The sequence below is a fragment of the Amaricoccus sp. genome (assembly GCF_036846665.1).
In the GTDB taxonomy this organism is placed as follows: Bacteria; Pseudomonadota; Alphaproteobacteria; order Rhodobacterales; family Rhodobacteraceae; genus Amaricoccus.
On the sequence record NZ_DAIUBO010000196.1, the window covers coordinates 1 to 7,278 of the forward strand.

At 69.4% G+C, this 7,278-nt stretch carries 13 protein-coding genes; 11 read left to right on the forward strand and 2 right to left on the reverse strand.

The annotated features are described in order from the left end of the window. The 10 genes from V7050_RS16140 to rpmE form a co-directional block, all read left to right on the forward strand. Positions 1-401: globin domain-containing protein (locus tag V7050_RS16140; protein WP_324410830.1), on the forward strand; the 401-nt coding region annotated here is incomplete at its 5' end. 176 nt (positions 402-577) lie between these two features. Further along, positions 578-2,047 carry a signal recognition particle protein gene (gene ffh, locus V7050_RS16145; protein WP_324374053.1) on the forward strand — a complete coding sequence of 490 codons (1,470 nt, stop codon included), beginning with the start codon at positions 578-580 and terminating at the stop codon, positions 2,045-2,047. Next, positions 2,044-2,325, forward strand: a complete 282-nt coding sequence (locus tag V7050_RS16150; protein WP_324365326.1) for a hypothetical protein — start codon at positions 2,044-2,046, stop codon at positions 2,323-2,325. The genes ffh and V7050_RS16150 overlap by 4 nt, the downstream gene beginning before the upstream one ends. Further along, the gene (locus V7050_RS16155) at positions 2,322-2,837 is read left to right on the forward strand and encodes a GNAT family N-acetyltransferase (RefSeq protein ID WP_324365327.1); all 516 of its coding nucleotides are present in this window, start codon (positions 2,322-2,324) and stop codon (positions 2,835-2,837) included. The genes V7050_RS16150 and V7050_RS16155 overlap by 4 nt, the downstream gene beginning before the upstream one ends. Next, positions 2,834-3,166 carry a chorismate mutase gene (locus V7050_RS16160; protein ID WP_324365328.1) on the forward strand — a complete coding sequence of 111 codons (333 nt, stop codon included), beginning with the start codon at positions 2,834-2,836 and terminating at the stop codon, positions 3,164-3,166. The genes V7050_RS16155 and V7050_RS16160 overlap by 4 nt, the downstream gene beginning before the upstream one ends. Before the next feature lie 6 nt (positions 3,167-3,172). Then, a complete protein-coding gene (gene rpsP / locus V7050_RS16165) occupies positions 3,173-3,529 on the forward strand; it encodes a 30S ribosomal protein S16 (protein WP_324365329.1) in 357 nt (118 codons plus the stop codon). A gap of 14 nt (positions 3,530-3,543) precedes the next feature. Next, entirely contained in the window at positions 3,544-4,065 is a 522-nt protein-coding gene (gene rimM, locus V7050_RS16170; protein WP_324365330.1) for a ribosome maturation factor RimM, read from the forward strand. Continuing rightward, positions 4,058-4,858 carry a tRNA (guanosine(37)-N1)-methyltransferase TrmD gene (gene trmD / locus V7050_RS16175; protein ID WP_324365331.1) on the forward strand — a complete coding sequence of 267 codons (801 nt, stop codon included), beginning with the start codon at positions 4,058-4,060 and terminating at the stop codon, positions 4,856-4,858. Before rimM ends, trmD begins: the two co-directional genes overlap by 8 nt. Next, on the forward strand, positions 4,855-5,250 hold the full coding sequence (rplS, locus tag V7050_RS16180) for a 50S ribosomal protein L19 (protein ID WP_324365332.1): 396 nt from the start codon (positions 4,855-4,857) through the stop codon (positions 5,248-5,250). Before trmD ends, rplS begins: the two co-directional genes overlap by 4 nt. An 11-nt stretch (positions 5,251-5,261) precedes the next feature. After that, the gene (rpmE, locus tag V7050_RS16185; protein ID WP_324365333.1) at positions 5,262-5,483 is read left to right on the forward strand and encodes a 50S ribosomal protein L31; all 222 of its coding nucleotides are present in this window, start codon (positions 5,262-5,264) and stop codon (positions 5,481-5,483) included. Between the two features lie 25 nt (positions 5,484-5,508). On the opposite strand, the gene V7050_RS16190 is transcribed toward rpmE, so the two are convergent. Beyond that, positions 5,509-5,808, reverse strand: coding sequence for a hypothetical protein (locus V7050_RS16190; protein WP_324365334.1), 300 nt, complete (start codon positions 5,806-5,808; stop codon positions 5,509-5,511). Positions 5,809-6,127: 319 nt separating this feature from the next. Here V7050_RS16190 and V7050_RS16195 point away from each other — a divergent pair, with 319 nt between their 5' ends. Next, positions 6,128-6,937 (forward strand): division plane positioning ATPase MipZ, encoded by an 810-nt coding sequence (locus V7050_RS16195; protein ID WP_324365335.1) that lies wholly within the window; start codon positions 6,128-6,130, stop codon positions 6,935-6,937. Positions 6,938-6,954: 17 nt separating this feature from the next. Here the strand turns inward: V7050_RS16195 and V7050_RS16200 are convergent. Then, positions 6,955-7,278 (reverse strand): SPOR domain-containing protein (locus tag V7050_RS16200; protein WP_324410832.1); only part of this gene is annotated, 324 nt, incomplete at its 5' end.

The following is a 7,278-nucleotide window of genomic DNA, read 5'->3' on the forward strand; positions in this document are numbered from 1 at the left end:
CGGACATTCGCAAGATCCGGGACAGCCTGCCGATGATCCGGGAGCAGATCGCGCCGGCATCGAGCAGCTTCTACGACAACCTCTTCGCGATCGCGCCGGAACTGCGCAATCTCTTCCGCGGGGATCTGGACGATCAGGGCATGCGCTTCATGTCGACGCTCGCCACCATCGCCGATCTTCTCGACGACCCGGAGGCCCTGGGGCCGGAACTCGAAGGGCTCGCCCGGGCCCATGCCGGCATCGGCGTCCGGGCGGCGCATTTCGCGCCGATGGGCTCGGCGCTGATGGTCACGCTCGGCGAGGCGCTCGGCCCGGCCTTCACGCCGGATCTGCAGGGCGCATGGCGTGCGGCCTACGACAATTTCGCCGCCGAGATGATCGCGCGCGGCGGCCTGACCTGACCCGACCCTTGACGCAGGCCGCCCGGTCGCATACCTGCGGCGCGGAATCCCGGAGAGGTCGTCTCTTCCGGTCCTGAAAGTGCAGGATCGCCGTCGGTCAGCGCGTCGCGCCCACCGGCGCATCCGGTCATTGGTGGCGCCGCGGGGCGCCGAAGGCGTTACGCGAGGGCAGGCGCATGTTCGAGAACCTGAGCGACCGGCTCTCCGGCGTCTTCGGCAAGCTCACGCGCCAGGGCGCCCTCAGCGACGACGACATCGCCACCGCCCTGCGCGAGGTGCGCGTGGCGCTGCTCGAGGCCGATGTCTCGCTGCCGGTGGCGCGCGACTTCGTCAAGCGCGTGGCGGACAAGGCGCGCGGCCAGGCGGTCACCAAGTCGGTCACGCCCGGCCAGCAGGTCGTCAAGATCGTGCATGACGAGCTGATCCATGTGCTCGGCGGCGAGGGCGCGCTGGCGCCGATGCGCATCGACAGCCCGCCGGCGCCGATCCTGATGGTCGGGCTGCAGGGCTCGGGCAAGACCACGACCACCGCCAAGCTCGCCCGCCGCCTGAAGGAGCGCGAGGGCAAGCGGGTCCTGATGGCCTCGCTCGACACCCGCCGCCCCGCGGCGATGGAGCAGTTGGCCGTGCTCGGCACCCAGGTGGGCGTCGACACCCTGCCGATCGTGCCGGGACAGGATGCCGTGGCCATCGCCAGGCGCGCGAAGCAGCAGGCGACGCTCGGCGGCTACGACGTGGTCATGCTCGACACCGCCGGCCGGCTGCATGTGGACGACGCGCTGATGGCCGAGGTCGCCGCGGTGCGCGACGCCACCAGGCCGCACGAGACGCTGCTGGTGGTCGACGGGCTCACCGGCCAGGACGCCGTCAATGTCGCCGAGCAGTTCGACGGGCGGGTGGGCATCTCCGGGGTCGTCCTCACCCGCATGGACGGCGACGGGCGCGGCGGCGCCGCGCTCTCCATGCGCGCGGTGACCGGCAAGCCGATCCGCTTCGTCGGGCTCGGCGAGAAGATGGACGCGCTGGAGGAGTTCCACCCCGAGCGCGTCGCTGGCCGCATCCTCGGCATGGGCGACATCGTCGCGCTGGTCGAGAAGGCGCAGGAGACCTTCGAGGCCGAGGCGGCCGAGCGCATGATGAAGCGCTTCCAGAAGGGTCAGTTCAACATGAACGACCTCAAGGGCCAGCTCGAGCAGATGCTGAAGATGGGCGGCATGCAGGGCCTCATGGGCATGATGCCCGGCATGGCGAAGATGCAGAAGCAGATGGACGAGGCCGGCTTCGACGACACCGTGCTCCGCCGCCAGATCGCGCTGATCAATTCGATGACCAGGAAGGAGCGCCGCTCCCCGGATCTGCTGCAGGCGAGCCGCAAGAAGCGCATCGCCGCGGGCGCGGGGCTCGAGGTGCAGGAGCTCAACCGCCTGCTGAAGATGCACCGGCAGATGGCGGACGTGATGAAGAAGATGGGCGGCATGGGCAAGAAGGGCCTGATGCGCGGGGGGCTCGGGGCATTGCTCGGCAAGGGCGCGGCCGGCATGCCGGGCGCCCCGATGGGGGGTGCCGGAGGGCTTCCCGGCGGCCCCGCGCTTCCGCCCGGCATGGCCCTGCCGCCGGGGCTGAGCGGGCTGGGCAAGAAGAAATGAAAACGATCCACACCCTCTCGACCGAACGGCTGACGCAGCGCGCTCCCCAGGCTGGCGATTTTCCGGTCTCTGCCGCCTTCTTCGCCTCCGAGCGCTCGATCCACGAGGGTGGACCGCTCGGTCGCGCGACCGCCTGGAAGCAATTTGCTTCCGCCGTCGGCCAGTGGGAGCTCAAGGGTTATGGCGCCCGGTCGATCGAGGACCGCACCACCGGCACCTATCCAGGCGAAACGGGCATCCTTCATCATGGGCACCCCGCCCCGGAGGTGCGCCAATGATCCGGGCCAGATCCACCGAGAGGCTGCACCTGGAGCGGCCGGATGAGCCGCATTGGCCAACTTTCCTGGCTTTCTATGGCTCCGAGCGCGCCCGAAAGCTCGGCTGGGCAAGAACGCCACAAGCCGCGCGCGAGTTTTGGGCATTGCTTCATAACCATTGGGAAACGCGCGGATTCGGATGGTTCGTGCTCATCGAGCGCGCGTCTCGGCGACCGGTTGGAATGTGCGGCCCCTGGGCACCCCTGCACCTACCTGAGCCGGAGCTCGCCTGGTCCCTCTGGGACGACGGCGACGAGGGCCGTGGCATCGCCTTCGAGGCCGCTCATGCGGCGCATGCGTGCGTCTTTGGCGATCTCGGCTGGACCACCATAGTCAGCTATATCAATCCATCGAATCATCGGTCCATCGCCCTCGCTGAGCGGCTTGGGGCGCGTCTTGACCCCAATGCGCCTCAACCGGAAAACAAGGACTGCCTCGTCTTTCGGCACCCGGCGCCGGAGGCCCTGGCATGAGCGATGCCATCCGCCGCGCCGCCGAGCTGCTCCACGGCCATCGCGATTCGATCGACCGGCTGGACGCGATCCTGGTCTTCACGCTCGCCGAGCGGTTCAAGCACACGCAGGCGGTCGGGCGGCTCAAGGCCGAGCACGGCCTGCCGCCCTCCGACCCCACGCGCGAGGCGGACCAGATCGCCCGGCTCGAGCGGCTGGCGGCCGAGGCCAACCTCGACCCGGCCTTCGCCAAGAAATTCCTGGCCTTCATCATCTCCGAAGTGATCAGGCACCACGAGAGGCATCTCGAAAACGGGCGACCGCCCAACCCGACCCATGAACAGGAGTGAACCCACATGGCCATGAAGATCCGGCTCGCCCGCGGCGGGTCCAAGAAACGCCCGCACTATTCCATCGTCGCCGCCGACAGCCGCATGGCGCGCGACGGCCGCTTTCTCGAGAAGCTCGGCACCTATGACCCGCTCCTGCCCAAGGACAACGAGAACCGGGTGAAGATGGACGTCGAGCGGGTGAAATACTGGCTGTCGCAGGGCGCCCAGACCACCGATCGCGTCGCGCGCTTCCTCGAGGCGGCGGGCATCGTCGAGAAGACCGTCCGCTCCAATCCCAAGGCCGGCGAGCCGGGCAAGGCCGCGGTCGAACGCGCCAAGGCCCGCGCGGAGAAGGCCGCGGCCGCCGTTTCCGCCGAGTAGCCGGCGCGCGCCGGATGCCCGCACCGGATGATCTGGTGTGCCTCGGCGCGATCGCCGGGGCCTGGGGCGTCCAGGGCGCGGTGCGCCTCAAGTCCTTCTGCGCCGATCCCGCGGCGATCGCGGGCTATGGCCCGTTGCTCACCGAGGACGGGCGCAGCTTCGGGGTCACCCTCCTGAAGCCGCTGGCCGGAGCCTTCGCGGCGCGGCTGACGGGCATCGCCTCCCGCGAGGCGGCGGAGGCGCTGAAGGGCACCCGGCTCCATACGCGGCGCGGGAACCTGCCGCCGCTGGTCGAGGACGAGTTCTATCACGCCGACCTGATCGGGCTCGAAGTGGTGGATACCGGCGGCGCGGTCCTGGGCCGGGTCCGGGCGGTTGCCGACCACGGTGCCGGCGACATCCTCGAGATCGCCCGGCCGGGTGCGGCGGAACTCCTGCTGCCCTTCACCCGCGAGGCCGTGCCCACCGTCGATCTCGCCGCGGGCCGGATCGTCGCCGACCCGCCGCCGGGTTTGGTCGGTGACGTCGATGGCTGACCCGTCCTGGACCGCGCGGGTGATCACGCTCCTGCCGGAGATCTATCCCGGCGCGCTGGGGCATTCGCTGATCGGGCGGGCGCTGGCGGACGGTCTCTGGCAGCTGGAGACGCTGGGCCTGCGCGACTTCGCCACCGACCGTCACCGCACCGTCGACGATACGCCAGCCGGCGGCGGCGCAGGCATGGTGCTTCGGCCCGATATCGCGGCGCGCGCGCTCGATGCCGCGGAGAGCGGCCTGCCGCGCGAGCGCTGGCCGGTGATCGCCCTCTCGCCGCGCGGCCGGCGCTTCGACCAGGCGATGGCCCGGCGGCTGGCGGAAGGCGCGGGCGTCACCCTGCTCTGCGGCCGGTTCGAGGGGATCGACGAGCGGATCCTCGATGCCCGCGCGGTCGAGGAGGTCTCGATCGGGGACTATGTGCTTACCGGCGGCGATCTCGCCGCGATGGTCTTGATCGAGGCCAGCGTTCGGCTTATAGGGCGCGTTCTGGGCAATCCGGATTCGCTCTGCGAGGAAAGTTTCTCGCACGGACTTCTGGAGCACCCGCAATACACGCGCCCGACCGCCTGGGAAGGGCTCGCGATCCCCGAGGTTCTCCTCTCGGGACATCACGGGCGGATCGCCGCCTGGCGGCGCGAGCAGGCGGAGAGGCTGACCAAGGAACGTCGTCCCGACCTCTGGCGGGCCTATGCGGGAGCACCCGCAGACGAGGACCCGGAAGGAGCGGCAGAGCTCTCGGACGCGCATACCATCGCCGCGACAGGCGAGAACAAGAAGGACGACGACCGATGAATCTCATCGCAGAGCTCGAGGCCGAGCAGATCAAGGCGCTCGGCAAGACCATTCCCGATTTCGCCGCCGGCGACACGGTTCGCGTCGGCTACAAGGTGACCGAGGGCAGCCGGGCCCGCGTGCAGGCCTACGAGGGCGTCTGCATCGGACGCAACGGCGGCTCCGGCATCGGCGCGAGCTTCACCGTGCGCAAGATCTCCTTCGGCGAGGGCGTCGAGCGCGTCTTCCCGCTGCATTCCCCGAACATCGATTCGATCGTGGTGGTGCGGCGCGGCCAGGTCCGCCGGGCCAAGCTCTATTACCTGCGCGACCGCCGCGGCAAATCCGCCCGCATCGCCGAAAAGACCAACTACCGCGAGAAGGCCGGATCCGACGCCGCGCCGCGCGCCTGAGGAGAGGCCCGATGAAGAAGGACATCCATCCCGACTATCATTTCATCGAGGTCAAGCTGATCGACGGCAGCTCCTACCAGACGCGCTCGACCTACGGATCGGAAGGGGCGACGCTGACGCTCGAAATCGATCCTTCGGCGCATCCTGCCTGGACGGGCGGCTCCGCCAAGCTGCTCGACACCGGCGGCCGGGTCTCCAAGTTCAAGAAGAAATACGAGGGCCTGGGCTTCTGAAGCCCGGGGCCGCGTTGACGCGGTTCTAGCTCAGGTCGCGCGCCCGCAGCTTCGTCCGGGCGCGCCGCCGTTCGATCGCCGTCCGCTCCACCTCCAGATGCAGGACATTGGCCTCCGGCTCGGGCGGGGCCAGGGGGCGCAGCTCGATCGCGAAGCGCTCGTAGCCGGCGAGCCGTCCGCGCGCATCGTCGAGTTCAAGGGCCAGCGCGCTGCGCGCCCAATGGCTCGGCGCCCCGGCCATGCCCTGCGCGAAGATCATCAGGGTTGCGCGCAGCACCCGGGCCACATGCTCGGCCTCGGCCGCCGTCACGCCCGGAGGGGGCATTTCCGCATCCATCGCTGCCGCGCCGTCTTCGTGAATCGGTTGATCTTCGTCCGGGGGCAATGTTTCATCCCGTGCTTGCCGCGTCGTTGCCGGCGACCCTTTGCCGCGGGCAGATTGACACAACTTCAGGTTGAAAAGCCAGATGGATTAACCCCCTTGCCGCAAAAAAGTCATCCGCTGTGGCAAGGCCGGTGGCGCGGCTGCAACCCGAAGATGACCAAGCCGATTTCTCTTCCGAGAATCGGCGACATCCTCTAGGTTTGGTAGCATGCCCGCATCGGGGCACGGCATTTGGTTTCCGGGAGGCCAGGTCAGGCGGATGGCGCAGCTCGTCGTACTGGGAAACGAGAAGGGTGGCTCGGGCAAGTCCACCACGGCAATGCATCTGGTCACGGCGCTTACGCGCGCAGGCCACAGCGTCGGCGCGCTCGACCTCGACCTCCGCCAGACGAGCCTCTTCCGCTATCTCGAGAACCGGACCGACTACATGCGCCGGCACGACATCCTGCTGCCGATGCCGCGCCGGCTGCGGCTCGAGGCGAGTCTCTGCGACAGCCGCCTCGAAGCCGAGGCCGAGGAACGCTCCCGGTTCGGTGCCGCGATCGCGGATCTCTCGCGCGACTGCGACTACATCGTCGTGGACTGCCCCGGATCGCACAGCTCCTATTCCGGGCTCGCCCATGCGGCCGCCGACGTGCTGATCACCCCGATGAACGACAGCCTGGTCGATTTCGACATGCTCGCGCGGCTCGATCCGGAAACCGGCCGGGTCAAGGGCCCTTCGGTCTATTCCGAGATGGTCTGGAAGGCGCGCCAGGCCCGTGCCTCGACCGGGCGCCGCCCGATGGACTGGGTGGTGCTGCGCAATCGCATGGCGAACATCGACGCGCGCAACAAGCGCCGGGTCGGCTCGGCGCTGGAGGATCTGGCGCGCCGGATCGGCTTCCGCCTCGTGCCCGGATTCTCCGAGCGGGTGGTCTTCCGGGAATTGTTCCTGTCGGGCCTGACGCTCCTGGACCTGCGCCCCGACGATCCCGCGGCCATGACCATGTCCAACATCGCCGCCCGTCAGGAGGTCCGCGACCTCATGCGGGCGCTCGATCTGCCCCCGGTTTCCGTCGCGGCCTGATCGCGCAGCGCGCCGGTTCAGACGCCCGGCGCGAGCGGCAGGCAATCCGTCTGCATGCGGGCGAGGGTCTCGCAGGCGCCGATGGCCTCGGCCTGGCTGAGCCCCACGAACTGGGCGCGAAAGACGGTCGATCCCTGAACCTTGGCCGCCTCCACCCGCCGCAGCCCGCCGGTCAGCTGCGGCACGTCCTTGAGCGCCGTGGTCAGGAGCTGGCGCTCCGCATCGCCCTTGGCGCGGAACGCCCCGATCTGCACGCCCCAGTCGTTTCCGCCCGTGCTGCCGGTCGAGGAATTGTTCGCGAGCCGCACCTCCTGCACCGCGTCGCTCGACGGGGCCGCGGC

Coding starts and splice junctions, on each gene's coding strand:
- V7050_RS16190 (WP_324365334.1), bottom strand. CDS start 5,808: ATGCCCCCTCCGGGCGTGACGGCGGCCGAGGCCGAGCATGTGGCCCGG.
- rplS (WP_324365332.1), top strand. CDS start 4,855: ATGAATCTCATCGCAGAGCTCGAGGCCGAGCAGATCAAGGCGCTCGGC.
- V7050_RS16160 (WP_324365328.1), top strand. CDS start 2,834: ATGAGCGATGCCATCCGCCGCGCCGCCGAGCTGCTCCACGGCCATCGC.
- ffh (WP_324374053.1), top strand. CDS start 578: ATGTTCGAGAACCTGAGCGACCGGCTCTCCGGCGTCTTCGGCAAGCTC.
- trmD (WP_324365331.1), top strand. CDS start 4,058: ATGGCTGACCCGTCCTGGACCGCGCGGGTGATCACGCTCCTGCCGGAG.
- rimM (WP_324365330.1), top strand. CDS start 3,544: ATGCCCGCACCGGATGATCTGGTGTGCCTCGGCGCGATCGCCGGGGCC.
- rpsP (WP_324365329.1), top strand. CDS start 3,173: ATGGCCATGAAGATCCGGCTCGCCCGCGGCGGGTCCAAGAAACGCCCG.
- V7050_RS16195 (WP_324365335.1), top strand. CDS start 6,128: ATGGCGCAGCTCGTCGTACTGGGAAACGAGAAGGGTGGCTCGGGCAAG.
- V7050_RS16155 (WP_324365327.1), top strand. CDS start 2,322: ATGATCCGGGCCAGATCCACCGAGAGGCTGCACCTGGAGCGGCCGGAT.
- rpmE (WP_324365333.1), top strand. CDS start 5,262: ATGAAGAAGGACATCCATCCCGACTATCATTTCATCGAGGTCAAGCTG.
- V7050_RS16150 (WP_324365326.1), top strand. CDS start 2,044: ATGAAAACGATCCACACCCTCTCGACCGAACGGCTGACGCAGCGCGCT.